At 65.7% G+C, this 24516-nt stretch carries 27 protein-coding genes, 1 pseudogene and 1 riboswitch; of the genes and pseudogenes, 17 read left to right on the forward strand and 11 right to left on the reverse strand.

What is annotated here, in order from left to right:
* Positions 1–3 precede the first annotated feature (3 nt).
* The 9 genes from V6U71_RS06850 to V6U71_RS06890 all read left to right on the forward strand — a co-directional run bounded on the left by V6U71_RS06850 (position 4) and on the right by V6U71_RS06890 (position 7606).
* Positions 4–159: a hypothetical protein gene (locus V6U71_RS06850; RefSeq protein WP_411341541.1), complete on the forward strand. Its 156-nt coding sequence runs from the start codon at positions 4–6 to the stop codon at positions 157–159.
* Complete coding sequence (gene ccmE / locus V6U71_RS06855; protein WP_411341542.1) at positions 156–593, forward strand: cytochrome c maturation protein CcmE; 438 nt, start codon at positions 156–158, stop codon at positions 591–593. Before V6U71_RS06850 ends, ccmE begins: the two co-directional genes overlap by 4 nt.
* Positions 590–2560 carry a heme lyase CcmF/NrfE family subunit gene (locus V6U71_RS06860; protein WP_411341543.1) on the forward strand — a complete coding sequence of 657 codons (1971 nt, stop codon included), beginning with the start codon at positions 590–592 and terminating at the stop codon, positions 2558–2560. The genes ccmE and V6U71_RS06860 overlap by 4 nt, the downstream gene beginning before the upstream one ends.
* On the forward strand, positions 2557–3087 hold the full coding sequence (locus V6U71_RS06865; RefSeq protein ID WP_054588278.1) for a DsbE family thiol:disulfide interchange protein: 531 nt from the start codon (positions 2557–2559) through the stop codon (positions 3085–3087). The genes V6U71_RS06860 and V6U71_RS06865 overlap by 4 nt, the downstream gene beginning before the upstream one ends.
* A 41-nt stretch (positions 3088–3128) precedes the next feature.
* Entirely contained in the window at positions 3129–3515 is a 387-nt protein-coding gene (locus V6U71_RS06870) for a cytochrome c-type biogenesis protein (protein ID WP_411342320.1), read from the forward strand.
* The gene (locus tag V6U71_RS06875; RefSeq protein WP_411341544.1) at positions 3512–4162 is read left to right on the forward strand and encodes a tetratricopeptide repeat protein; all 651 of its coding nucleotides are present in this window, start codon (positions 3512–3514) and stop codon (positions 4160–4162) included. Before V6U71_RS06870 ends, V6U71_RS06875 begins: the two co-directional genes overlap by 4 nt.
* A gap of 44 nt (positions 4163–4206) precedes the next feature.
* Positions 4207–6168, forward strand: a complete 1962-nt coding sequence (locus V6U71_RS06880) for a potassium transporter Kup (protein WP_411341545.1) — start codon at positions 4207–4209, stop codon at positions 6166–6168.
* A 128-nt stretch (positions 6169–6296) separates the two neighbouring features.
* On the forward strand, positions 6297–7130 hold the full coding sequence (locus V6U71_RS06885; protein WP_411341546.1) for a hypothetical protein: 834 nt from the start codon (positions 6297–6299) through the stop codon (positions 7128–7130).
* 29 nt (positions 7131–7159) lie between these two features.
* Positions 7160–7606 (forward strand): AHH domain-containing protein, encoded by a 447-nt coding sequence (locus tag V6U71_RS06890; RefSeq protein WP_411341547.1) that lies wholly within the window; start codon positions 7160–7162, stop codon positions 7604–7606.
* Between the two features lie 45 nt (positions 7607–7651).
* Here V6U71_RS06890 and V6U71_RS06895 read toward each other — a convergent pair whose 3' ends face one another.
* Together V6U71_RS06895 and V6U71_RS06900 are read right to left on the reverse strand one after the other, a co-directional pair.
* Positions 7652–8146, reverse strand: a complete 495-nt coding sequence (locus tag V6U71_RS06895; RefSeq protein ID WP_411341548.1) for a hypothetical protein — start codon at positions 8144–8146, stop codon at positions 7652–7654.
* 54 nt (positions 8147–8200) lie between these two features.
* The gene (locus V6U71_RS06900; protein ID WP_411341549.1) at positions 8201–9028 is read right to left on the reverse strand and encodes an alpha/beta fold hydrolase; all 828 of its coding nucleotides are present in this window, start codon (positions 9026–9028) and stop codon (positions 8201–8203) included.
* 131 nt (positions 9029–9159) lie between these two features.
* On the opposite strand from V6U71_RS06900, the gene V6U71_RS06905 reads away from it, so the two are divergent.
* The 5 genes and pseudogenes from V6U71_RS06905 (at position 9160) to V6U71_RS06925 (ending at position 13955) form a co-directional block, all read left to right on the forward strand.
* A complete protein-coding gene (locus V6U71_RS06905) occupies positions 9160–10164 on the forward strand; it encodes a GlxA family transcriptional regulator (protein WP_411341550.1) in 1005 nt (334 codons plus the stop codon).
* A 92-nt stretch (positions 10165–10256) separates the two neighbouring features.
* Positions 10257–10607 (forward strand): annotated as a pseudogene (locus tag V6U71_RS06910) (YciI family protein); the annotation flags it as partial.
* Between the two features lie 135 nt (positions 10608–10742).
* The gene (locus V6U71_RS06915; protein ID WP_411341551.1) at positions 10743–12014 is read left to right on the forward strand and encodes an RNA polymerase sigma factor; all 1272 of its coding nucleotides are present in this window, start codon (positions 10743–10745) and stop codon (positions 12012–12014) included.
* Positions 12014–12685, forward strand: a complete 672-nt coding sequence (locus V6U71_RS06920; RefSeq protein WP_411341552.1) for a DUF6445 family protein — start codon at positions 12014–12016, stop codon at positions 12683–12685. Before V6U71_RS06915 ends, V6U71_RS06920 begins: the two co-directional genes overlap by 1 nt.
* A gap of 157 nt (positions 12686–12842) precedes the next feature.
* A complete protein-coding gene (locus tag V6U71_RS06925; protein ID WP_411341553.1) occupies positions 12843–13955 on the forward strand; it encodes a choice-of-anchor A family protein in 1113 nt (370 codons plus the stop codon).
* A 59-nt stretch (positions 13956–14014) separates the two neighbouring features.
* On the opposite strand, the gene metE is transcribed toward V6U71_RS06925, so the two are convergent.
* The 9 genes from metE to V6U71_RS06970 all read right to left on the reverse strand — a co-directional run bounded on the left by metE (position 14015) and on the right by V6U71_RS06970 (position 22782).
* A complete protein-coding gene (gene metE, locus V6U71_RS06930) occupies positions 14015–16339 on the reverse strand; it encodes a 5-methyltetrahydropteroyltriglutamate--homocysteine S-methyltransferase (RefSeq protein WP_411341554.1) in 2325 nt (774 codons plus the stop codon).
* Positions 16340–16457: 118 nt separating this feature from the next.
* A riboswitch (cobalamin riboswitch) is annotated at positions 16458–16663 on the reverse strand.
* 60 nt (positions 16664–16723) lie between these two features.
* Positions 16724–17290: a hypothetical protein gene (locus V6U71_RS06935; RefSeq protein WP_411341555.1), complete on the reverse strand. Its 567-nt coding sequence runs from the start codon at positions 17288–17290 to the stop codon at positions 16724–16726.
* Positions 17291–17395: 105 nt separating this feature from the next.
* Positions 17396–17947, reverse strand: a complete 552-nt coding sequence (locus V6U71_RS06940) for a GNAT family N-acetyltransferase (RefSeq protein WP_411341556.1) — start codon at positions 17945–17947, stop codon at positions 17396–17398.
* A gap of 158 nt (positions 17948–18105) precedes the next feature.
* The gene (gene leuA, locus V6U71_RS06945) at positions 18106–19770 is read right to left on the reverse strand and encodes a 2-isopropylmalate synthase (protein ID WP_411341557.1); all 1665 of its coding nucleotides are present in this window, start codon (positions 19768–19770) and stop codon (positions 18106–18108) included.
* Between the two features lie 247 nt (positions 19771–20017).
* Positions 20018–20380 carry a hypothetical protein gene (locus V6U71_RS06950; RefSeq protein ID WP_411341558.1) on the reverse strand — a complete coding sequence of 121 codons (363 nt, stop codon included), beginning with the start codon at positions 20378–20380 and terminating at the stop codon, positions 20018–20020.
* Between the two features lie 67 nt (positions 20381–20447).
* Positions 20448–20942 carry a rhodanese-like domain-containing protein gene (locus V6U71_RS06955; RefSeq protein WP_411341559.1) on the reverse strand — a complete coding sequence of 165 codons (495 nt, stop codon included), beginning with the start codon at positions 20940–20942 and terminating at the stop codon, positions 20448–20450.
* A 99-nt stretch (positions 20943–21041) separates the two neighbouring features.
* Positions 21042–21677 carry a YceI family protein gene (locus V6U71_RS06960; RefSeq protein ID WP_411341560.1) on the reverse strand — a complete coding sequence of 212 codons (636 nt, stop codon included), beginning with the start codon at positions 21675–21677 and terminating at the stop codon, positions 21042–21044.
* A 53-nt stretch (positions 21678–21730) separates the two neighbouring features.
* Positions 21731–22150 (reverse strand): hypothetical protein, encoded by a 420-nt coding sequence (locus tag V6U71_RS06965; RefSeq protein ID WP_411341561.1) that lies wholly within the window; start codon positions 22148–22150, stop codon positions 21731–21733.
* Positions 22151–22380: 230 nt separating this feature from the next.
* A complete protein-coding gene (locus V6U71_RS06970) occupies positions 22381–22782 on the reverse strand; it encodes a DUF805 domain-containing protein (protein ID WP_411341562.1) in 402 nt (133 codons plus the stop codon).
* Between the two features lie 590 nt (positions 22783–23372).
* Here V6U71_RS06970 and V6U71_RS06975 point away from each other — a divergent pair.
* The 3 genes from V6U71_RS06975 to V6U71_RS06985 are packed head-to-tail and all read left to right on the forward strand — an operon-like array spanning position 23373 to position 24499.
* Positions 23373–23984 carry a hypothetical protein gene (locus V6U71_RS06975; protein ID WP_411341563.1) on the forward strand — a complete coding sequence of 204 codons (612 nt, stop codon included), beginning with the start codon at positions 23373–23375 and terminating at the stop codon, positions 23982–23984.
* Positions 23974–24276, forward strand: coding sequence for a hypothetical protein (locus V6U71_RS06980; protein ID WP_411341564.1), 303 nt, complete (start codon positions 23974–23976; stop codon positions 24274–24276). The genes V6U71_RS06975 and V6U71_RS06980 overlap by 11 nt, the downstream gene beginning before the upstream one ends.
* Complete coding sequence (locus V6U71_RS06985; RefSeq protein WP_411341565.1) at positions 24266–24499, forward strand: hypothetical protein; 234 nt, start codon at positions 24266–24268, stop codon at positions 24497–24499. The genes V6U71_RS06980 and V6U71_RS06985 overlap by 11 nt, the downstream gene beginning before the upstream one ends.
* The last annotated feature ends 17 nt before the right edge of the window (positions 24500–24516 follow it).

The following is a 24516-nucleotide window of genomic DNA, read 5'->3' on the forward strand; positions in this document are numbered from 1 at the left end:
GGCGTGACCGGGGTGATCAGCGGGGGTGGCCAATGGGCCTATGTGGCGGCCGCCTATGCGCTGACCGCGCTGCTCACCGGCGCGGTGACATGGTATAGCTGGCGCGCAATGGCGAAGGCCGAGAAGCGCAGCGACGCGCTGCGAAAGGACCGCAAGTGAAGGCGAAGCATCAGCGACTGATTCTGGCGCTGGTCGCGCTCGTCGGCGTCGGCGGTGCCGGCGTGCTCGCGGCGAGCGCGCTGCGCGACGAGGCTGCCTATTTCCGTACGCCGGTCGAGGTCGCGGCCGGCAAGACCGAGGTCGGCGAAGCGATGCGGCTCGGCGGCATGGTCGCCAAGGGCAGCATCGCGCGGAAGGCCGATGGCCTGACGATCCGTTTCGTCGCGACCGACGGCAAGGCGTCGGTGCCGGTCGAATATAAGGGGATCGTCCCCGATCTGTTCGGCGAGGAATCGGGCATGGTCGCCGATGGCCGGATGCGCGCCGACGGAACTTTCGTGGCCGACCGCATCCTCGCCAAGCATGACGAACGCTATATGCCGCCGCAGATGGGCGACATGCCCAAGGATATGAAGGCGGCGCCGAAGGCATGATCGCCGAACTCGGTCTTGCCCTGCTCTGGATCGCGGCGGCGCTTGCCTGTTTGTCGCTGGTTGCGGGCGCGTTGTTCCTGCGCGGCGGGCCGAAGGATCTTGCGACGCTCGTCCGCCCGGCGAGCGTGGCGCAGGGCGTGCTCACCGCCGTCGCCTTCGCGCTGCTGATCGCGCTGTTCGTTCGCTCCGACATGTCGGTCGAACTGGTGGCGCGCAACAGCAACAGCCTGAAACCGATGCTGTTCAAGGTCGCCGGCACCTGGGGCAACCACGAAGGGTCGATGCTGCTGTGGCTGACGATCCTCGGCCTGTCGGGTGCGCTGATCGCGATTTTCGAGAAGAGGCTGCGCGAGGATACGCTGGTCGCAACGCTGGCAGCGCAGGCCGCGCTCAGCCTCGGCTTCTTCGCCTTCCTCATTTTTTCGTCCAACCCGTTCAAGCGGCTTCCGGTCGCGCCGCCCGACGGGCAGGGGCTCAACCCGTTGCTGCAGGACCCGGGTCTCGCCTTCCATCCGCCGACGCTCTACGTCGGTTATGTCGGGCTGTCGGTGGCCTTCAGCTTTGCCGTCGGCGCGCTGATCACGCGCGAGATCGGCCCGGCCTTTGCCCGCGCGATGCGCCCGTGGGTGCTCGGGAGCTGGATTTTCCTGACGCTGGGCATCACCGCGGGCAGCTACTGGGCCTACTACGAGCTCGGTTGGGGCGGCTGGTGGTTCTGGGACCCGGTCGAGAATGTCTCGCTGGTGCCGTGGCTCGCGGGCGCCGCGCTGCTCCATTCGGTGGCGGTGACGGCGACACGTAACGCGCTGCGCGCGTGGACGGTGATGCTCGCGGTGATCGGCTTCTCGATGTCGATGGTCGGCACCTTCATCGTCCGCTCGGGGCTGCTGACCAGCGTCCACAGCTTTGCCGTCGACCCCGAGCGCGGCACCTTCCTGCTCGTGCTGATGGCGGTCTATATCGGCGGCGCGCTCACCCTGTTCGCGCTGCGCGCCGGGAGCGTCGCCGAGGGCAAGAAATTCGCGCTGCTGAGCCGCGAAGGATCGCTGGTGATCAACAATCTGTTGCTCACAACGATCCTCGCGCTTGTCCTGCTCGGGACCCTCTACCCGATCGTCGCCGAGGCGATGGGCGAGAAGATTTCGGTCGGGCCGCCCTATTACAACCGCGTCGCCGGGCCGCTGGCGCTGATCCTCTGCCTCGTCATGGTCGCGGGGCCGCTGCTCGCATGGCGCAAGGACGACGGCAAGAAACTCTGGTCGCGGCTGCCGCTGGCGATTTTCGCTGGCGCGGCAGTGCTGTTCGCGCTGATCCTGTTCGGCGGCAAGGTCGGCATATTGCCGCTGCTCGGCATGACGGTGGCGGGCGTCGTTGCGGTCGCGAGCCTCGCCCCGCTGTGGGGCCGCAACCTCCGCCGGACGCCGCTGCCGACATGGGGCATGGTCATCGCGCATTTCGGCGTCGCCGTGTGCCTCGCCGGGATGGGCGCCGAAAGCGCTTTCATCAAGGAACGGCTGGTCGCCGCGGCGCCGGGCGATATGGTGAAGGTCGACGATTTCGCGGTGAAGTTCGTCGGGGTGAAGCCGATTGCCGGACCCAACTATACTGCGATCGAGGGCACGCTGATCGCGACGACGCCGTCGGGGCAATCCTTCATGCTGCGGCCCGAGGCGCGGACTTTCCCCGGCCTGATGGGGACCGCACCGACCGAAACCAACGAGGCGGCGCTGCTGACGCGGCCGGGCGGCCAGCTCTACGCCGTGCTCGGCCAGCCGGTGCCGAGCGATGACGGGACGGCCGACCGCTACCAGCTCCGCCTGTGGTGGAAGCCGCTGGTCTGGTGGATCTGGCTCGGCGGGGCGCTGATTGCGGTCGGGGCGGCGCTGTCGATGCTCGGGCGCGCGCAACTGCTGGCGATCTGGCGCACGCGCCGCACCCGCAAGGCACAGGAGCGATTTGCGCCATGAAGAACCGCTGGGTCCTGTTCGTGCCGCTGGCGATCATGGGGCTGTTGTTTGGCGCCTTCATCTATCGTCTGGTGACGCCCGCCGAAACGCTGATCCAGTCGCAATGGATCGACAAGCCGATGCCGCTGTTCGACCTGCCACCGGCGACGGCGGGGGTCGAGGGCCTCAAGAGCAGCCAGCTCGCCGACGGCCGGCCGCGGCTGGTCAATGTGTTCGCGAGCTGGTGCATCCCGTGCCGCGCCGAAGCGCCGCAGCTCGAGGCGCTGAAGGCAGCCGGGGTGCCGATCGACGGCATCGCGATCCGCGACCGGCCCGAGGATGTCGCGGCGTTCCTCAATGAATTCGGCAATCCGTTCGACCGCATCGGATCGGACATGCAGTCGAGCGTCCAGATCGCGCTCGGTTCGTCGGGGGTCCCCGAAACCTTCCTGATCGACGGCAAGGGCATCATCCGCGAACAGATTCAGGGCGTGATCCTCGCCGATCAGGTGCCCGAGATCGTCGCAAAGCTCGAGGCGATGAAGTGAGGTTGCGGCTCGCCCTGCTTTTCTTTGCCAGCGCGCTGACAATGCCGTTGGCAGCGCAGGACCGGCTGCCGCCTGCGCCCTATGCCTATCAGCAGCTCAACGATCCCGCGAAGGAAGCGCGGGCGAAAGCGCTGATGGAGGAACTCCGCTGCCTCGTCTGTCAGGGCCAGTCGATCGCCGACAGCGACGCCCCGCTTGCGGGCGACATGCGGCACGAGGTGCGGAGCAAGATCGCGGCCGGCGAAAGCCCCGCCGAGATCAAGAAATGGCTCGTCGCGCGCTATGGCAACTGGGTAAGCTACGACCCGCCGTTCGACAGCGCGACCGCGCTGCTCTGGCTCGGGCCGCTCGCGTTCCTAGCGCTTGGCGGCTGGCTCGCCTTCGGACGCTTCCGCCGCGGCGAAAGCGAAGAGGAGGGCGGGGCATGATCTGGCTGTGGATCATGCTCGCCGCGGCGCTGACGATCGGTGGCATGCTGTGGCTCGGCAAGCTGCCCGCGGCGGCGCGGCCGCTTGCGGGCGCAGCGGTGATGCTTGGGCTTGCCGGCTATGCGCTCGAGGGAAGCCCGTCGCTTCCCGGCAAGCCGGTCGCGGCAGCGGAGGAGCCCGAAGGGTTCGGCGAGGCGATTACCGACCAGCGGCAGGGAATGGCCGACCGCTTCGGCCCGGCGGCGCAGTGGCTCGGCATGTCCGACGGCTTCGCGCGCACCGGCAAGACCGAGCTTGCGGCCAAGACGCTCGAAAAGGGGCTGGAGAAATATCCCGACAATGTCGACTTGTGGGTCGCGCTCGGCAACGCGCTCGCCGCGCATAGCGGCGGGATGATGTCGCCCGCCGCGGCGCTGGCGTTCGACGAAGCGGCGCGGCGCGATCCGTCGCACCCCGCGCCGCCCTTTTTCGCGGGACTCGCGCTCGCGCAGGGCGGTGACCTCAAAGGTGCCGAGGCGGTGTGGAGCCAGCTTCTCGCGCGCAGCCCCGCCGACGCGCCGTGGCGGCCGGATCTGGAAATGCGGCTGGCGCAGCTCCGGCAGGCGCTGGGACCGCAGCCTCCGCCGCCGGCGCCGGCCGAGCCGTGATTTGGGTGCTATTCCATTGCCCCCGGCTCGTCTAAAGGCGCGCGATGACTGCTGAGTCGCAACAGGCAGCAGGCGGGGCCGAAAGCACCGCTCCGGCTGCCACCGATACGGGCCATCACGGCCACGGACACCAGGGCGATGGCAAGCTGAAGCTCGCCATCGGCGCGGTCGGCGTCGTCTTCGGCGACATCGGTACCAGCCCGCTTTACGCGTTTCGCGAGACCTTTGCGGGGCATCATTCGATCGATGCCGACCGGCTGCACATCTATGGCGTGCTGAGCCTCGTCTTCTGGTCGATGATGCTCGTCGTCACCTTCAAATATGTGCTGACGATCATGAAGGCCGACAACAAGGGCGAGGGGGGCAGCCTCGCGCTCCTCGCGCTGATCAGCCGCTCGTCGGGCGAAAAGCGCTGGACGTGGCCGATCATACTGCTCGGGGTGTTCGCGACCGCGCTCTTCTATGGCGACAGCATGATCACCCCGGCGATGTCGGTGCTCTCGGCGACCGAGGGGCTCAGCTACATCAACAAGGGGTTCGATCCTTATATCGTGCCGATCGCGCTGGCGATCCTGATCGGGCTGTTCGCGATCCAGTCGCGCGGAACGGCGAAGGTCGGGGCGCTCTTCGGCCCGATCATGCTCTGCTATTTCCTGATGCTCGCGGTGCTCGGCATCATGCACATCGTCGACCATCCGTCGATCATCCTTGCGACGCTCAACCCGCTCAATGCGCTGAAATTCTTCTATGTCGACGGTTTCACCGCCTTCATCGCGCTCGGCGCGGTCGTGCTAGCGGTGACCGGCGCCGAGGCGCTCTACGCTGATATGGGGCATTTCGGGCGCAAGCCGATCGGTCTCAGCTGGCTGTGCTTCGTGCTGCCCGCGCTGATGCTCAATTATATGGGACAGGGCGCGATGGTGCTCGAGGCCGAAATGGGCAACCGGCTCGGGCTGATCCAGGATCCCTTCTTCCTGATGATGCCCGACGCCTGGCGCGTGCCGATCGTCATCCTTGCGCTGCTCGCGACAATCATCGCCAGCCAGGCGGTGATCTCGGGCGCCTTCTCGCTGACCCAGCAGGCGATCCAGCTCGGCTTCATCCCGCGCCTGCGCGTCGAACACACCAGCGCGTCGGCGGCGGGCCAGATCTACATCCCGATGGTCAATTGGGGCCTGATGGTGATGGTCATCCTGCTCGTCCTGTTCTTCGGCTCGTCGAGCAACCTTGCCGCCGCCTATGGTATCGCGGTGACCGGTGCGATGTTCATCGACACCTGCCTGATGAGCGTCGTGCTGTTCAGCCTGTGGCGCTGGCCGGCGTGGAAAGCGGTGCCGATCCTCGCCATCTTCTTCATCGTCGATATCGCCTATTTCGGCGCGAACCTGATCAAGGTGCCCGACGGCGGCTGGGTGCCGCTGGCGATCGGCCTTACCATCTTCACCCTGCTGACGACCTGGTCGCGCGGGCGCAAGCTGATGCAGAAGGAAATGGCCGAAGGCGCGATGCCGATCCCGGTCTTCGTCAAATCGGCGGCGAACAGCGCGACGCGCGTGCCGGGAACAGCGGTGTTCATGACCTCGTCGGCCGACGGGGTGCCGCACGCGCTGCTCCATAATCTGAAGCACAACAAGGTGCTGCACGAACGCATCATCCTGTTGACGATCAAGATCGCCGACGTCCCGTTCGTGCGCGAGGAGAATCACTGTGCGCTCGAGGATCTGGGGCAGGGCTTCCACCGCCTGATCCTTAATTACGGCTTCATGCAGCCCGTTGACGTGCCCGAGGCGCTGAAGCGCGTCACCGGCTGCGGCGCCGAATTCAAGATGATCGAGACGAGTTTCTTCCTGTCGCGGCAGACCCTTATCGCGGCAAGCACGCCCGGCATGCCGATCTGGCGCGAAAAATTGTTCGCGTGGATGCTGCGCAATTCGGAAAGCGCGATGGAATATTTCCGCCTGCCGACGAACCGCGTGGTCGAACTGGGGAGTCAGGTGGCGATCTGACGCCGCGCGCCCGCAACCGTTCCGGAACGGACGCAATAAGCCGCAGGGCAGTATAATAAGCGTTTGAACATTGCTGCAAGTCTTGCAATGCAAGCGGGGGTCTCGGGGTCCTGACCCTAAGAAGGTCGATGCGCACCATGGATGCCGACAACAGCAATGCGCCCATCTTGCCGGTTCCGCCGGAACCCTTTGCGTTGATCATCGGACCATCGATGCGCGGCGCTTCGGATGTATCGCTGGAAACCTCGCTCCGCCATATGGGACTGCGGCCCGAGCGTGCGGACAGCGAGCGCGCCGACATGATGGAGCAGATCGCGCCGCCGCTGTTCCGCCTGCGTTTCGGGCGCGAATCGATGCTTGCCGGGCGGGCGGCGGATGCGGCGCTCGCGCTGGTCGACCCGGCGAATCCGGCGACAAGCCTGCTTGCGGCGAGCCTGCCGCAGGGCTGGCGCGAAAGCGGGCAGTGCTGGATGTTCGTGCCCGAGGAAGACGGGCACGGCGCGCACGAGCAGACGATGCAGATGCGCGAGTTCTTCAAGATGATGGTGCTGTTGATCGACCTGTTCGACGCCAGTCATTTTTTCTGGTCGCCCGCGCGGCTGTGGTCCGACGCGCCGCAGTTTCGGGCGTCGGTCGCCGAAATGCTGATCAGCGGCATGCCGCCCATATTGCATCTCGTCGCCTTTCGGCGGCACGAGGCCGAAGGCGTCGATTTTGTAGGCACGCGCGGGCTGGCCCTGTTCGCTCAGCAGGAGCTTGAAGGGCGGATTCCCAAGGGATGGACGGTGGCGGAGATGGTCAGGCGACTTGCCCGGCTGTCGCTCGACATGATGCTCAACGGCCCTGTTCGGGAGAGCCGCCGGATGCGCGGTCTCGATCCCGGCGAGTGGGTGCACCTGTCGCCGCCGCCCGATGCGGGTGGGTCAAGCCCCGTGCGGGTCGAATTTGGCGGCGATCTTTGAGGCAGCGGTTGGGATGGCAAGGGGCGCCGTTGCCGCGCGCGGGTTTCCAGCGCCATCACCTCATTCCCATCGCGCTGCTGCGGCGTCCGCAGATGGCGGCGATGTTCGACCAGTTGCAGTCCGAAGGTTTCGCGCTCCAGCATTTCGCCCTTAACGGCCTCATCCTGCCGGCATGCGAGCCCGCGGCGCTCCAACTCGGGCACGCGCTGCATCGCGGGCCGCATCATGGTTACAGCGATGTCGTTGCCGCCCGGGTCGAGCGGATCCGGGCGCATTTCGCATCGCAGATCACGATCGATCCCGGCACTGCGCGGCGCACCGCATTGATGCGTCTGCGGCTGTTGCAGGATGTGATGCGGCGGGCGCTCACCGATCGGCACCGGGCCGGCTTCTGGCTGAACCGGCGCGACCCGATGCGCCTGTTTGCCGACCGCTCCTATCTCGACGAAGCGATCGACCGGCTGTTCGGGGTATAAGACAAGGGCGGCCTCTACGGCCGCCCTTGCGCCGGACTCGGGATATCAGGCCACGGCGCGGCGGCGTGTTGCCCTGACGGCGATGGCGCCGAACAGCGCCGCAGCGAGGAAGAGAGCGCCTTGCGCGGCGAGGAACGGCGGTTCGGTTCCGGTCGGCGCGAGCGCGTTCAGTGCGGGAACTTTCAGGAACGACTGCACCACCAGCACGAACAGATTGAGGTAGAGGGCGAGGGTGGCGGTCACCGCATAGACCGTGGCGGCGCGGCCGGCGAGCTTGCGGCCGTAATAGGCGTGGAAGGCGAGAGCGAGGATCAGGGTCGAGAGGATGCCTACGCCGAGCGCCGGGGTGAAGGCGACGATCGGGAACAGGAACCCCGACAGGCTGGTCAGCAAGGTCGCCCACAGGAAGATGCCGGTCGTGCGCGGCAGCGGGCGCCCGCGGGCAAAGGCGGGAAGAGCGAGAAGGCCCGCGCCGATGCCGACGAGGCTGATCGCGACGTGGAGCGCGGTGAACTGCGGAATGGTAAGGCCGAGAATCATTGTCTTTACTCCCTGTTCGGGGGCGGCGGCCGCGCCGCCGCGCCCCTGTCCGGATCAATTGTTGATGAAGTCGAGGAGGTCGGCGTTGAACCGGTCCTGTTCGGTTACGGTGAGGCCGTGGCTGCCGCCTTGATAGACCTTCAGCACCGCCTGCTTGACGATCTTGACCGTCGAGAGCGCCGAGGCGCCGATCGGGACGATCTGGTCGTCGTCGCCGTGGAGCACCAGCGTCGGGACATCGAATTTCTTCAGATCTTCGTTGAAGTCGCTTTCCGAAAAGGCGCGGATGCTGTCGATCAGGCCCTTGAGGCCGCCGTTCATGCCCTGCCGCACGAATTCGTCGCGGACCGCTTCCGACACCTCGGCGCCCTCGCGGTTATAGCCGTAGAAGGGGAGCGTCAGGTCCTTGAAGAACTGCGGCCGGTTGTCGAAGGTGCCCTTGCGGATACCGTCGAAGACATCGATCGGCAGGCCGACGGGATTGGCTTCGGTCTTCAGCATCAGCGGCGGGACGGCGCCGATCAGGGCAACCTTCGCGACCCGGCGCGTGCCGTGGCGGCCGATATAGCGGGTGACTTCGCCGCCGCCCGTCGAGTGGCCGACGAGGATGACATCTTTCAGGTCGCGCTGTTCGATCAGTTCGCCGAGATCGTCGGCATATTGGTCCATAGTGTTGCCCGCCCAGACCTGGTCCGAACGGCCATGGCTGCGGCGGTCGTGAGCGACGGTTCGGAAGCCCTGATTGGCAAAGAAGACCATCTGCGCGTCCCAGGCGTCGGCGCTGAGCGGCCAGCCGTGCGAGAAGACGATCGGCTGGCCGTCCTTCGGACCCCAGTCCTTGTAGAAGATGCGCGTGCCGTCCTTGGTGGTGATCGTGGCCATGTCGTCGTTCCTTTCGTTTCGAGGGGGCGGGATGTCCGTCCGGTGAAACAGGAGATAGGCCGGCGGGGCCTTGCGCGGGATTGGCGGATACGACATTATGCGGGCCGATTCCGACAAAGGTGCTTCACCCTATGCGGCAACTTCGCCAACATCCGGCTCCGCTCGTCGAAGTCGGCCTGATGCTCTACCCCGACTGCCAGACCGGCATGGTCCACGGCATCACCGACCTGTTCGACATCGCCGGCCGCTTTGCGGTCGACCACGGCCGGGCGCCGGTTCGCGTCAGCCATTGGCGATTGCGGGAGGGCGGGGGCTTTGCGCGCTGTTACGACAGCCATCCGGACGAACCGGCGGGCAATTCGCCTGCGGTGCTGATCGCGCCGGGAAGCCTCCACAAGCTGCTCGAGGCCGAGGAGGTCGCACCCTATGCGCGCTGGCTGCTCGACCGGCATGCACAGGGGGCGGTGCTGGCGTCGAATTGCGGCGGCGCCTTTGCGCTCGCCGCGACCGGGCTGCTCGCGGGGCGGCCCGCGACAACGCATTGGTATTTTGCCGAGGAGTTCAGGGCGCGCTTTCCCGATGTGCGGCTGGAAGCCGACCGGATGGTGATCGACGACGGTGACATCGTCACTGCGGGCGGCCTGATGGCGTGGACCGACCTAGGCCTGCGTATCGTCGAGCGATTGCTCGGGCCTTCGGTCATGATGGAGACCGCGCGCTTCCTCCTGATCGACCCCGCAGGACGCGAGCAGAGGAATTACGCAAGCTTTGCGCCCAAGCTGACGCATGGCGATGAGGCGATCCTGAAGGTGCAGCACTGGCTGCAATCAAAGGAAGGCCGGGTGAACGGCGTCGGTGAGATGGCGCGCGAGGCTGGATTGGAAGAGCGGACCTTCCAGCGCCGGTTCAAGGCGGCTACCGCGATGACCCCGGTCGAATATGTCCAGCACATCCGCGTCGGCAAGGCGCGCGAACTGCTGGAATTCACCAGGCGTACCGTCGACCAGATCGCGTGGAGCGTCGGCTATGAGGACGCGGCGGCGTTCCGCAAGCTGTTCCACCGCATTACCGGGTTGTCGCCGAACGAATATCGCCAGCGTTTCGCGGTGCCGCAGCCGCTGGCCGAAGTTGCCTGAAAAAATATTTTCACCTGCGTGTCGATTTTGCGGCGGCTCGTTCGTCGTCCTGATACGAGGCCGATCATGGCCCGACAAAGAGGAGTTGAACGATGCGTGTGATGGTTTTCGTCAAGGCGACCGAGGACAGCGAAAAGGGTCTGCTGCCCACCGAGGACATGACCGAGATGTTCGAGGCGATGGGCAAGTTCAACGAGGAACTGGTGAACGCCGGGGTGATGGTCGACGGGGACGGGCTCAAGCCTTCGTCGGCGGGCAAGCGTATCGCCTTCGATGGCGCGAGCCGGACGGTGATCGACGGACCGTTCGCGGAAACGCGCGAACTGGTCGCCGGCTATTGGGTCTGGGAGGTCAAGGATATGGACGAGGCGGTCGCCTGGGCGAAGCGCTGCCCGAACCCGATGCCCGGGCCGAGCGAGCTCGAGATCCGTCCCTTCTACGAAATGGAGGATTTTGGCGACGCGATGACGCCCGAACTCGCCGAACGCGAACAGAAGCTGCGCGACAAGCTCGGCAGTCAATAATCGAAGCCTGCCGCCGTGCTTGCCTCCCCGGCGCTCTTCGCCGAGAAGGCGGGCATGGCAGCTGGCGAAACCCATCGCGCGATCGAGGCCGTGTTCCGGATCGAGCGGGCGCGGCTGATCGCCGCGCTTGCCCGGATGACGCGCGACGTCGACCGTGCCGAGGAACTGGCGCAGGAGGCGCTGCTTGCCGCGCTGACCGAGTGGCCGAAATCGGGGGTTCCCGACAAGCCGGGCGCCTGGCTTGTCGCAACGGCCAAGCGGCGCGCGATCGACGGCATCCGGCGTGGCGCGATGCAGGATCGGAAGCATGCCGAAATCGCCCGTGAACTGGACGGGGAGCGCGATATGAGCGCAGAAGCGGTCGAGGCGGCGCTCGACGATCCGCTCGGCGACGAACTGCTCGGCCTGATCTTTGCCGCCTGCCATCCGGTGATTTCCCCCGACGCACGCGCCGCGCTGACCCTGCGGCTTGTCGGCGGACTAACGGCCCTGGAGATTGCCCGCGCCTTCCTGTCGAACGAAGCGGCGATCGCGGCGCGGATCACCCGGGCCAAGAAAGCAATCGCCAAGGCGGGAGTCGCGTTCGAAGTGCCGCGCGGTGCCGAACTGGCGGCGCGGCTGGGATCGGTGCTCGAGGTCATCTACCTGATCTTCAACGAGGGCTATGCGGCGACCGCGGGACCTTCGCTGGTTCGCCCGCCGCTCTGCGCCGAGGCGCAGCGGCTGGGGCGCATAGTTGCTGGATTGATGCCCGATGAGCCCGAAGTTTGGGGATTGCTCGCGCTGATGGAGATTCAGGCGTCGCGGCTGACGGCGCGTGCCGGGCCCGATGGCGCTTTCGTACCGCTGACCGAGCAGAACCGGGTGCGCTGGGACCAGTTGTTGATCCGCCGCGGGCTGAATGCGCTCGCGCGGGCCGAAGCATTAGGAGGCGCCGAAGGGCCTTATGCCTTGCAGGCCGCGCTGGCGGCGTGTCATGCGCGGGCCCGGCGGGCGGAGGATACCGACTGGACGCGCATTGCTGCGCTCTATGACCGATTGGGAAGGGTGATGCCCTCGCCGGTGGTCGAGCTCAATCGTGCGGTGGCGCATAGCATGGCGTTCGGACCCGAAGCCGGCTTACGGCTAGTCGATACGATGGCCGATGCAGCGGTGCTCCGAAACTATGCGCCGCTGCCCGCGGCGCGGGGCGACTTCCTGCTCCGCGCCGGGCGATTCGAGGAAGCGAAGGCGCAGTTCGAGACCGCAGCCGAGCTTTCGGCGAACGAGCGCGAGCGGGCTTTCCTGCTCGCGCGGGCCGCTGCTTGCGTGGCGGCGGACCGCTGATGCCGGTGGCGTTCGAGACGATCGGTGCAGAAGCGCAGCCGCTTGTGATTATCGACGATTTCGCCGCCGATCCCGATGGACTGCGCGAGCACGCGCTGGTGACGGCGTTCGCGCCCGCGCTGAATCATTATCCGGGAATCCGCGCCGCGCTGCCGGACGATTATCTATCAAGGCAGTTGCCTGCGATCGAGACGGCGGTGCAACGGGCTTTTGGCCGCACTGGACCGGTCAGTGTTATCGATGCGAGCTTTTCAATCGTTTCGACGCCAGTCGAGGCGCTGACCATCGCGCAGCGGCTGCCGCATATCGATGCTTTCACCGCCGACCGGATCGCGCTGATCCATTATCTTTCCCCGGTGGCGAGCGACGGTACCGCTTTCTTCCGCCACCGGGCGACGCGGTTTGAAACCATCGACGAACAGCGTCGCGATCTCTTCTTTCGTCATCTCGAGACCGAGTTGCGGCATGCAGGGCCGCCGCCGGCCGCCTACATCGCCGGCGACACGCCGCTATTCGAATGCGTTCGCAGTGTCGAAGCCCGCTACAACCGTGCGCTCCTCTATCGCAGCACGAACCTCCACAGCGGCGCTATCGCAGCCGACGCGACCTTGTCGGGGGATCCACGCAATGGACGCCTCACCATCACGGCTTTCTTCTCGATCGGCGGATAGGGCACATTGCGGCGCCCGATTGCCACGCTCCATCGACATCAAACGCGGGCTGTTCCACAACGGGACAACGGTCTGTCGCACTCCGGTGTATAGTGAACGACAAAGAGCTTATGGGCGCCGGCGATTCCTCCTTCATCCATTTATGGACATGATTTACATGGCTTTATCCTCCCGTTCTCTGCTTCCCGTCGCGCTCGTCGCGGCGGCGCTTGCCGTTCCCGCCTTGGCGCAGAGCAGCCAGATCAGCGGCATCGATGCGCTCCGCGAATGGAACCTCGTCGTCCTTGGCGATCTCAACAGTTCGTCCGAGGTCGAGGGGCGCACTTTCGTCGGCGGCAACCTGTCGGGCAATTCGTCCAACTATGGCATTCGCGCGACGACGTCGGCGAACGGTCAGCCGGGTCTTACCGTCGTCGGCAACGTCACCGGCAGTCACAAGAACCTCAACAACGGATCGGGCGCCATCGTCGGCGGCAATGTGTCGAGCGGTTTCAACCTCAACGGCCCGAACCAGACGGTGAAGGTCGGCGGGACAATCAGCAACACCAACGTCAACCAGAATACGGTATTGTCGAATATCAACGCCAGCAATCCGGCGTTCGGCGTCAATCTGCAACAGGACAAGACGCGGCTGTCCGGGAGCCTGAACAGCCTGTCCTACGAGATGGGGACGCTGAAAACGAACAGCCAACTGACGATTCAGGGCAACCGCGGTACCTTCACCGCGCAGCCCGATGCGAAGGGGATGGCGGTGTTCAACATCAGCGCTGCCGACCTCGACAAGATCGGCGAAATCCAGTTCAACCTGAACGGCGCCGACACCGCGATCGTCAACGTCAGCGGCCGGACGATCAACCTCAACGACAATTTCCTTGGCGGGACCAACAACCTCGGCGAGCATGTCGTCTGGAATTTCCCCGAGGCTGAGAGCCTCAAACAGTCGACGGCATGGGGCGGGTCGGTGCTGGCGCCGCTCGCCGATGCCGAAATTCGCAATTACATTCAGGGATCGGCAGTGTTTGGTAACCTGACCCAGAATGGCGAAATGCATATCGGGACGTTCAAGGGCGGTTATGTCAGCCCGCCGAGCGGCGGCACTTCTTCGGGCGGCGGAACGACGTCCAGCGGTGGAACTTCGTCGGGCGGCAGCTCGGGCGGGGCGGTGCCGGTTCCCGAACCCGGCATGTTCGGCCTGTTCGCGCTCGGCGTCGGCGGGCTCCTCTACATGCGTCGGCGCCGTGGGAAGGTCGACGCGGCAGGCGAAGACTAGTCACTGCTCGGACCGGTGAAAAGCGGGACTTTCCACCGGTCCGACGCGGCATGATAGTCTCAGCCGACGGCATCGGCCTCGCGCACCGATGAGTTGGCGCGCATCGCCTGCGCTGCAGCGACCATTGCGATCAGCGCCGGGCGAACCTCTTCCCATTTCCGCGTCTTGAGCCCGCAGTCGGGATTCACCCAGATTTGCTGCGGCGGCACATGTTGGCCAGCAAGCGTAAGGAGATCGGCCATCTCGCTAACCGCCGGGATGCGCGGCGAGTGGATGTCGTAAACGCCGGGCCCCACCTCGTTCGGATAGGCATAGGTGGCGAAGGCACCGAGTAATTCCATCTGCGATCTTGCGGTCTCGATCGAGATGACGTCGGCGTCCATCGCCCCGATGGCGCGGATAATGTCGTTGAATTCCGAATAACACATGTGGGTGTGGATCTGCGTGTCGTCGCGGACGCCCGATGCGGCGATGCGGAAGCTTTCGACCGCCCAGTCGAGGTAATGCTGCCACTCGCCGCGGCGAAGCGGCAGGCCTTCACGGAGCGCCGCCTCGTCGATCTGGATGATCGCGGCGCCGGCCGCCTCGAGATCCTGCACCTCGTCGCGGATCGCCAGTGCGATCTGCCGACAGCTTGTTTCCCGTGGCTGGTCGTCGCGGACGAACGACCAGTTGAGGATGGTCACCGGGCCGGTGAGCATGCCTTTCATCGGCCGTTCGGTCTGCTCCTGCGCATAGCGCCACCAGTCGACGGTCATCGGCGCTGGGCGTGAGACGTCGCCATAGAGGATTGGTGGGCGGACGCAGCGCGAGCCATAGCTTTGTACCCAGGCGGCGCGGGTGAAGGCGAAGCCGGCGAGCTGCTCGCCGAAATATTGCACCATGTCGTTACGCTCGAACTCACCGTGGACGAGGACGTCGAGGCCGATTTCCTCCTGCCACCGGATCGCGGCGCGCGTTTCGGTGCGGAGATACCGGGCATAGGCCGCGTCGTCGATCTCGCCCTTGAGATGCGCGGCGCGGGCTTTCCGCACTTCCGGGGTCTGCGGGAAGGAGCCGATCGTCGTCGTCGGATAGGCTGGCAGGGAAAGGCGCGCTTGCTGGACTTCACGGCGGGCGGCGAAAGGCGAGGCGCGCCGCGCGGCGTCTTCGTCGAGTCCGGCGAGGCGCGCCGCGACCGCAGGATCGTGGATCTTCGGCGAGGTCTGGCGGGCGACCGCGGCGATCCGTGACGCCGAGAAGGCGGCGAAGCTGGCGTCCTCGCCCTCGTTCAGCGCCTTGGCAAGCGCGGCCAATTCCTCGATCTTCTGCGCCGCGAAGCTCAGCCATTGGGCGATTTCGGGATCGAGCGCGGTTTCGAACGCAAGATCGACCGGGACGTGGAGCAGCGAGCAACTGGGTGCCAGGATGAGGTCGCGCTGGCCTGCCAGATCCTTGAGGCGCCAGTAGAGATCGGGAAGATTGGCGCGCCAGACGTTGCGGCCGTCGATGACGCCGAGCGAGAGCAGGACGTGCTGCGGCAGCTTCTTCAACACGGGTTCGAGCTGCCCGGGAGCCCGGACGAGGTCGAGATGGAGGCCGTGGACAGGAAGCCCTGCGACAAGGTCGAGGTTGTCGCCGAGGCCGCCGAAATAAATGGTCAGCATCAGCTTCGGCCCGCTGGTGGCGAGGCGGGCATAGGCACGCTCGAACGCCGTGCGCTGCTCGTCGGTCAGGTCGAGGACGAGGCAGGGCTCGTCGATCTGCACCCATTCGGCGCCGGCACCGGCAAGGCGACCAAGGATTTCGGCGTAGGTGTCGAGGAGGCCGGGCAGCAGCGCCAGCGGTTCGACCGCCTTGCCCTTGGCGAGCATCAGATAGCTGACGGGGCCGAGGAGAACGGGCCGCGTCGGATAGCCGAGCGCTTTTGCTTCCGCAAATTCGTCGAAAATCTTGGTCGAGGCGATGCGGAACGTCTGGCCGGCGGTGAGTTCGGGGACGAGGAAATGATAGTTGGTGTCGAACCATTTGGTCATTTCCATCGCCGTGGTGTCGGCGGCGGCGTGGGTGCAGCCGCTGTGGCCGGCATCGGCCTGCGAACCGCGGGCCATGGCGAAATAGAGGTCGGGGTCGACGGTGTCGCCGTCCCAATCGTAGCGGCGCGGTACGGCGCCGATCAGGGCGCTGGTGTCGAGGACATGGTCGTAGAGCGAGAAGTCGTTCGACGGCAGGATATCGGCGCCAAGCGCCTTTTGCCGGGCCCAAGCCGAAGCGCGGAGGCCTGCGGCGGCAGCACGGAGGTCGGCGAGCGACGATTTGCCGGCCCAATAGCTTTCGAGGGCATGCTTGAGCTCGCGGCGGGGGCCGATGCGGGGAAAGCCGAGGGTGGCGACGCGGACAGTCATTCTTCAAACACCTTGCAAGGGGCAAGGCGCCGGTCAGACGGGCAGGCACGGACAAGTGCACCCCAAAGCAAGGCGGGGCCGGCACAGGCGTGCATGCGGCCTGACCGGACACCCCGCCGGAGGACGTATCTGACGAGGCAGGTCTCCTGGCTCACGGATCGACGCGGCGGTCTGGCCTTCCCGGTCCCTTGCCGGACCAGTGACACGTAGCGACCGCCGCTCACCGCTTACAGTTGCGGGGGCAGCGCCGGTTTTGCACCGGCTTCCCGTCTTAGCTCCTTGCCCGCAAAGCGGACGCGGAGAACCTCGACAGGCTGAAGCATAGCCTGTCGCCCTTCGCTGTCAAGTCACATATAAAGATTTCTTTATATCGTGTTTCCGCTCCTACAATGCCACCGCCAGCGTCGCCCCGGTCGCCGCGACGATGGCGAGCAGGATCGCCGCTTTCGCGCCATATTCGGCGAGGAATCCCGCCGGCCGGGCGGCAAAGGGCGGTTCGTCGTCGAGCGCCGGCCAGAGGGCGTCGGCACCGGCGTCGGGGTGCGCGGGCACCGCAGCGGCGGGGGCATGCGGGCGCGGCGGGCGTCCGGCGGGCGAGGCGATGCCGGGGCCGCTGATCCCACTGGCGAGGACGAGCTTTTCGAACGCCACCGCCATCTTCTCGCGCCCCAGATATTCCTCGATCGCAGCGCGCGCCGGGTCGGGCCCGACGGGGGCGGGCAGCGCGGCGACGGTGCGCTCGATCTCGCCGTCGAGCGCGTGGAGGCGGTCGATAGCCTCGATGATCCGTTGCCGGTCGCCGCTTTCCATCGCCAGTTCGAGGCGGGTGAGCGACAACATGCCGGCGCGGCAATATTGCAGGCCCCAGAACATCCCGGCCGCGTCCGGATTCGCGGGATCGACCGGCACGGCGGGGCGGGCGCCCGCGGCGGGGGGCGTATATGCGTTCACGATGCTTACTCCATCAGCCAACCCCTGCCACCGCGCCTAACGCCAAAGCGGCAGCGGGCGATACGGCGATCCGGTCAGGCGTGGGCGCGCTGCGGCGGGCCGGGTTTAGCTGCCCGCGATATCCTTCCCCATGCGGATCATCGGCACCGCGACGCCGTCGGCGCCCGGGGTGTCGACATGCTCGATCGGGGTGTAGCCGCAAGCGCGGTAGAGCGGTTCGCCTGACAGCGTCGCCATCATCTCGGCGCGGCGAAAGCCCGCGGCGCGCGCGGCGTCCTCGCACAGTGTCATGATCATCCGCCCGACCCCGCGGCGGGTGAAGTCGGGGTGGGTGTACATCGCCCGGATGCGCGCCGCGTCGACCGCGGGGTCGAGCGGCGCCGGGTCGCGCAAATCCTTGCTGTGGTCGCCGCCATAGAGCGTCGCGCGATGCGACCAGCCGCCGCAGCCCGCGATCTTCACCCCGTCGGGCCCCGCTTCCTCGATGACGAAATAGGTGCCGTCGGCGATGAGCTGGGTATCGAGCCCCATCACCGCGCGGCTGGCGGCAATCTGCGCTGGGTCCAGAAAGCCCTGCTGCAACTCGGCGATGGCGCGCGCCATCACCGCACGTAGCGCGTCGAGGTCGGCGGGGGTGGCGAGGCGGTGAGTCAGCATGGCGCCGGTATAAGCCCGACGTCAGCGCCGTCCAGCGCCCGCAAGCCCCAGAAATGCTGGGGGTTGGGGAAGCGGCATGTTCGTGCGCAGCCCTGCGCGATCCTCCCTGTCGTGTAGCGATGGGGAGGGGGACTACGAAGTGGTGGAGGGGCTGACTTCTACGCGCCGTTGGCGGCTGACAATATCGCCCTAACACTCGCCGTCGCGACGTCGGTGTCCAGCCCGCAGCCGAACAGGCTTTTCCCGTCCGCCGTGCGGCACTCGACATAGGCCGCGGCCTGCACATTGCTGCCCTGGCCGATCGCGTGCTCGCTATAATCGACGATGTCCATCACCGGGCCGCCGCTTTCGCTGAGCGCCGCGATGACGCTCGACATCAGGCCGTTGCCGCGGCCGCTGACGCTGCGCGGGGTGCCGTCGATGGTGAGCTTGCCGGCGAAGATGCGGTCGGCGCCCGAGTGGGTTTCGGACCAGTCGACGAGCTGGAAGCGTTTGGCTTCGGTCGCCAGATACGCGCCCTCGAAGGCGTGCCAGATATCCTCGGCGCCGAGTTCGCGGCTCGTCTGGTCGGCCAATGCTTGTACGACATGGCTGAAGCTCGCCTGCATCTTCTTGGGCAGTTTCAGGCCCTTGTCCTGTTCGAGCACCCATGCGACGCCGCCCTTGCCCGACTGGCTGTTGACGCGGATCACCGCTTCATAGCTGCGGCCGAGGTCGGCGGGGTCGATGGGCAGATAGGGGACTTCCCAGCGCTCGTCATTCTGGCGTTCGCGCGCGGCGAAGCCCTTCTTGATCGCGTCCTGATGGCTGCCCGAAAAGGCAGTGTAGACGAGCTCGCCGCCATAGGGGTGGCGCGGGTGGACGGGGAGCTGGTTGCAATATTCGACCGTCTGGATGACCTCATCGATGTTCGAGAAGTCGAGTTCGGGGTCGACTCCCTGCGTGTACATGTTGAGCGCGATGGTGACGAGGCAGGTGTTGCCGGTCCGCTCGCCATTGCCGAACAGGCAGCCCTCGACGCGGTCGGCGCCCGCGAGCAGGCCGAGCTCGGCCGCCGCGACGCCGGTGCCGCGGTCGTTGTGGGTGTGCAGACTGATGATCGCGCGGTCGCGGTTCGGCAAATTCTTGCAGAAATATTCGATCTGGTCGGCGTAGATGTTCGCCGTCGAGGCCTCGACCGTCGCGGGGAGGTTGAGGATGATCGGCTTGTCGGTCGTCGGCTGGAGGATGTCCATCACCGCTTCGCAGCAGGCGATGCTGAAATCGAGCTCGGCAGTCGAGAAGGTTTCGGGGCTGTATTCGAAACGCCAGTCGGTGCCGGGCAGGCGCGCGGCATTGTCGCGGAGCTGCTTTGCGCCCTCGATCGCGATCTGCTTGATCGCCGGCATGTCCATGCCGAAGACGATCTTGCGCCACGCCGGGCTGACCGCGTTATAGACGTGGACGATCGCGGTTTTCGCGCCTTCGAGGCTGTCGAAGCTGGTGCGGATCAGGTCGGCGCGCGACTGGGTCAGCACCTGCGGGGTGACGTCGTCGGGGATGCGGCCGTTCTTCACGAGCCCCGAGATGAAGTCGAATTCGGTCGCGCCGGCGCTGGGGAAGCCGACCTCGATCTCCTTGAACCCGCAGCGGACGAGCAGGTCGAAGAAGCGCGCCTTTTTCTCGGCATCCATCGGGTCGATCAGCGACTGGTTGCCGTCGCGCATGTCGGTGGAGAGCCAGATCGGCGCACTCGTGGTGACGCGGCCGGGCCATTCGCGGTTCGCCAGGGGAACCTGCGGGAAGGCGTTATACTTGACCGAGGGGTCGCGGAGCATGGGCATGGGTGTGGTCTTCTTCTGCTGTCGGTTGCGGTGCTTGTCGATCGGAACCCTTGAGCGGGTGGCCGCGACTAGCGCGCAGCCAGTGTCACGCCCAAGGGCGTGTAAGTCGCAGAAGAAGAAGGGCGTTGGAGCGCATGGCGACGCTATTGGTTCAAAATGTCGCGCTTGGCAAGGGGGAAGACCAAAAATGTCGCCGGACCGCGAAACGGGGTCGCGGCCCGGCGAAGTCAGGGGTTATGCGGTTGGGTCAGGCGGCCTCGTCCTCGGCGACGTCGTCCTCTTCGTCCCAGGGCTCGTAGACTTCTTCCTCGAACATATTGTCGACGGCGTGGACGCGGACGCCGATGCACCAGTCGGCGAGCGGGCCTTCCCATGCGGCCTCGACCTCGGTCAGCGCGTCGGCCGCCGCATCCGACGGGCGGTCGCCGACGAGATCGAAGTCCTGAAAACCGTCCTCGGGCGGGGTGATATAGACATGCGCGTCGAGCCGGACGGCGGTCCAGCCCGCGGTCGGGGCGAGCCCCTCGACCTCGACGGTCAGCACGGGATTTTCCTCGTCGCCGCTGATCGCGGCGTTCACTTCGACAATTTCGCGTACCAGTTCGCTCATCGCCTTCACTCCTGTCGGCTGGGGTCGCCCGACAGGTAGCGGAGTCGTGTGACAGATTGGGGTGCGGCTAGCCCGCTACCTTCACCCAGCCGACCGCCGGATCGTCGAAATCGATGACGTCGCCGAGCTCCCAGACATTGGGATAGCCATAGCCGACGAGGTTGATGAAGGTCTGGATATTGAGCGCGAGGGCGCGCGACTTCATCGGCACCGGGGCGCGGTTGTTGGCGAAATTATTGTTGCAATAGATGAGGATCGGCCGGTCGGGGTTGGCGCCGATCACTGCGGCGAGGCTGTCGGCGGTGAAATCGGTGAGCGGCAGGTTGACCGCGCCCGCGATGTGCCCGGCGGCGAAGGCATCCTTCGAGCGCGCGTCGAGGAGGAGAACATCGGGCTTTGCGGCCTCGGCCTTGAAGCGGTCGAAGGGGAGCAGGCGCGCCGCGCGCTCGGGGGCGACGCTGGCGGTGAGCTGCTGGAAGGCGGGGTAGTCTATCTGGGGATTGGCTTGCGCCAGCGCGGGGGTGGCGGCGAGCGCGAGAGCGAGAAGCAGGGTGCGGCGCATGATGGTTCCTCCCGATGATGGCGGGGAGGTTAGGCGGGGGTTGCTGGATAGGGGATGAATGCCCCTCCCCATCGCTGCGCGACAGGGAGGATTGGAGTCTTACTGCTTCTCGAACGCCGCGTGGATTTCGAGTTCGACTTCGTCGCTGACCATCGGGATGCCGTAGGCGATGCCGAAATCGCTGCGTTTGATCTTCGTTTCGGCCTGGAAACCGACGGTTTCCTTCTTGTTCATGCCGGTGCCGGCGCCGTGGAAATCGACGTCGAGCGTCACGGGCCTGGTCACGCCGTTGAGGGTGAGGTTGCCGGTGACCTTTGCCTCGTCGCCGTCGTCGTCGAGGGCGACGCTGGTCGAGACGAATTTGGCGTCGGCGGGCGCGGCGCCGAAGAAATCGGGCTTGCCGCCGTCCTTGCCGGCGCGCAGCAGATGGGCCGTGAGGCCGGCGTTGGCGGTCGTGACCTTGGCGACCGGGATCGTCACATCGACCTTCGCGGCAGCGGGATTGGCGGGATCGAGGACGAGCGTACCGGTCACGTCGCCGAAGATGCCGGTATATTTGCTGAAGCCCAGATGATCGACTTCCCAGACGACCATCGTGTGCGCGGAATCGGCCGCGTACGTGCCCGCCGCGACGCGTGTCTTGTCGGGCTGGCCGGGAACCTGCGGCGCATTCTGCGCGATGACGGGAACCGCGACGGCGGCAGCGAGAGCGACGAGGGGGAGGACAAGGCGCATGACGAACTCCTGACTGGGGGAGGTGTCAGGCTAGGCTGGCGGACGGCGCGGCGTCAATCCTTGCCCTGCTGCTGCGCATAGAGGCGCCGTTCCTCGAACCACTGGCGGATCGCCGCGGCGGTGCAGCCGGTGAAGCCATAGCTGCCCACCGCCGAGCAACTGTTCGGGCGCGTCGTGCGCGCGATGCTGTCATAGCCCTCGACCGCCGAGGCCCAACTGCCGCCCATCGGCGCGTCGTCTTCCTTGAGTTCCTCGCGCAGCGGCTTGGGGACGCGGTAGCGTTCGGTCTCGGGTTCCTGCGCGCAGACGACGATCTCGTCGCCCGACGATTCGGGGCACTGGTCGGCGCCATAGGTGATGAGGAAGGAGAATTTGTCGGGCGGCTCTGCTGATTGCGCAAGGCTGGGGTCGGCGTGCGCCGGGGCGGCGAATGCCGTAGCCGCGAGTAGCGGGAAGAGGAGGCGGGCAGGCATTTTCATCGTCGTTCGTCATTCCCTCGCACCGTCCCCTGAGGGCCACGCTAGCCCGGCCAGATGAACCTAAGCCGAACTTAGGATGCAAATCGGGTAGAACAAGACGGGCGACCTCAACGGCTTACCCCCACGAGTGATTGGCGAGCGTCGAAAACCAAAGTCCCCGGCCGCAGGATGCGCCGACCGAGGAAGCTGCGCCCCTCTCTTGTCCGAGAGGGGCGAGCAGGGTGTCAGCCGAAGATGTCGCTATGGCCGCCCTTCGGATCGGGACCGAACCGGTTCGGTCCAGGCGTGCCGTCGATGCACATGAAGATGAAGACGATGATCCCGCCAACATAGGGAATGAAGCCGAGCAGGTAGAACCAGCCCGATTTATCCTGATCGTGGAACCGGCGCACGGTCACCGCGATCGATGGAATGATCGTTGCGAGCACGAGAAGTATGAGCGGGATGATGACGATCATGCTCAACCCGGTTTCCCCGCTGTCGCTGAATCCGCCCAATATGCCCGCGACGATCACGAGCGCGAAAGCGATGATCGTGACGAAGAGCGTGAACATCCAATATTCCATGCGCTGCGACCGGCCGTTGAAATCGGCGTAGCGCTTGAACGGCATAAGCATCCATTCCATGAATTTTCCCCCATTTCTGCGCCATCGGAGAAATGCCAAGTCATCGCCCCATGACGTATGACAAGGCTACCATGTTTGTTCGCCATCACAAGTCATTGATCGTCGGATATTATTGCAGATTGTCACGCGATGCTGTCGATGACCTTGTCGAGTGAGGCCCCGATCGTATCCCACACCTGCGCCAGCTCGTCGGGTGCGATGCAATAGGGCGGCATCACATAGACGCTGTTGCCGAGCGGACGGAGGAGGACGCCATAACCGCGAGTAGCGGGCAGACATTTGCATCGTCGTCGTCATTCCCGCGCACCGTCCTCTGAGCGAAACCAAGAGAGTGGCGCGCCGGATTGTCGGCAAAGGCTGGGGCGGCAATCCCCTATGAACCGGCACGCATCGGGATGTCGCGGACGTTCCGGCATATTCGGCAAAGCTGTGAGGCGGCGTATCGAGCCGTCGCCCTTGAAAAGCAGGGAGGCCGGTCCCATATCTCATTTATCGCGGGCTTCTTTTTGCATGCCTGTGGCTGAGAGACATTCGTGCTCCCGCAAACGGGAGCAGACATGGATCTCAATCAACTTCTCTATCATCACCAGATGGCGCTGATGGCGGTAAGCCAGGCCAGGCGCGACGGTCATCTGCTGCCGAGTTTCGACCTGCCGCGCTATTATGCAAAGCGGATCAACGAATATCGCGAACGCCGCGGGCTCGAGGACGGTTTTGCTGCGGTAGCCGAGCAGCCCGACGGTGGTCCAAAGGCCGATCCGCCGGTTTCCGAACCCGCGACAGATTACCCGGTTTTCGTTGGCGATACGCTGATCGCCGAACTGCTCGTCAACGAGGCGCTTGCGATGTCCGAGGAGGAAAGGACATCCTTCGGCCTCAACGACGTTGTCGGCCGCCTTGCCGAGGTGCAGGAGGACATCTGGATTATCGGACGCGATATTTACCGCGCGCTTGGCCTCGATGAAGACAAGCTGGCCATGCTCGCCGCCAAATTGCCCGTCGTCTCGCCCGATCTGCCCCGCGACGACGTGGTGCATCTCCAGCCATTCCGGTCGCAACCGGAAGCGGGCATCGTCCACACCTATGCCGAACAGTTCCGGGTTGGACCATTTCGATATTCGACCATCGATGAGGCGCGCGCTGCGCTCCGGCGCCAGCATTCCGGTGGCGGAACGGAAGGGAATCAGGCCAATGACATCTGATCAGGACAAGCCCGGCGCCACCCCGGCGAGCGCTCGCAAAAGCCCGTTTCGGCGAAATCGCTGGGTCACGCCGCTTGCGCCGGAAGGGGCGCGGCGGCAGGGCGCGATCAGCGCGCTGGCTTTCCGGCTGCTCGGCGGGCGCGATCCGGCGCTCGACTTTCTCAACACGGAAGACGCCGCTCTGGGTGGGCGTCCCCTCGCCGTCGCGACGCAAAGCGAGGCGGGCTATGCGAACATCGAACGGGAAATCCATGCGCGATCCGTTTTTCCCGGCGCGACCCATGGAGGATGATGGCGAAGGTGCGGGCCATATTGTGCGATGCTGGTTCGAGTGGGAGATCGACGGCCTTGCGCGAAAGGTCATCCTTGTCGTCGAAACCGATCTCCCGATGCAGCCCGACGAAAACGGTTACGAACCGATCGCGCTCGACGAACTTCGCGCCGCGGCGATCGCCCGATCGCGCGCTTCCCCCGGTGCCATCGACCGGATCCGCATCGTGCCGGTTCGCTATTAGCCGTCCCGGACAAGAGC

This window comes from Sphingopyxis sp. J-6 (assembly GCF_046603995.1).
Classification (GTDB): Bacteria; Pseudomonadota; Alphaproteobacteria; order Sphingomonadales; family Sphingomonadaceae; genus Sphingopyxis.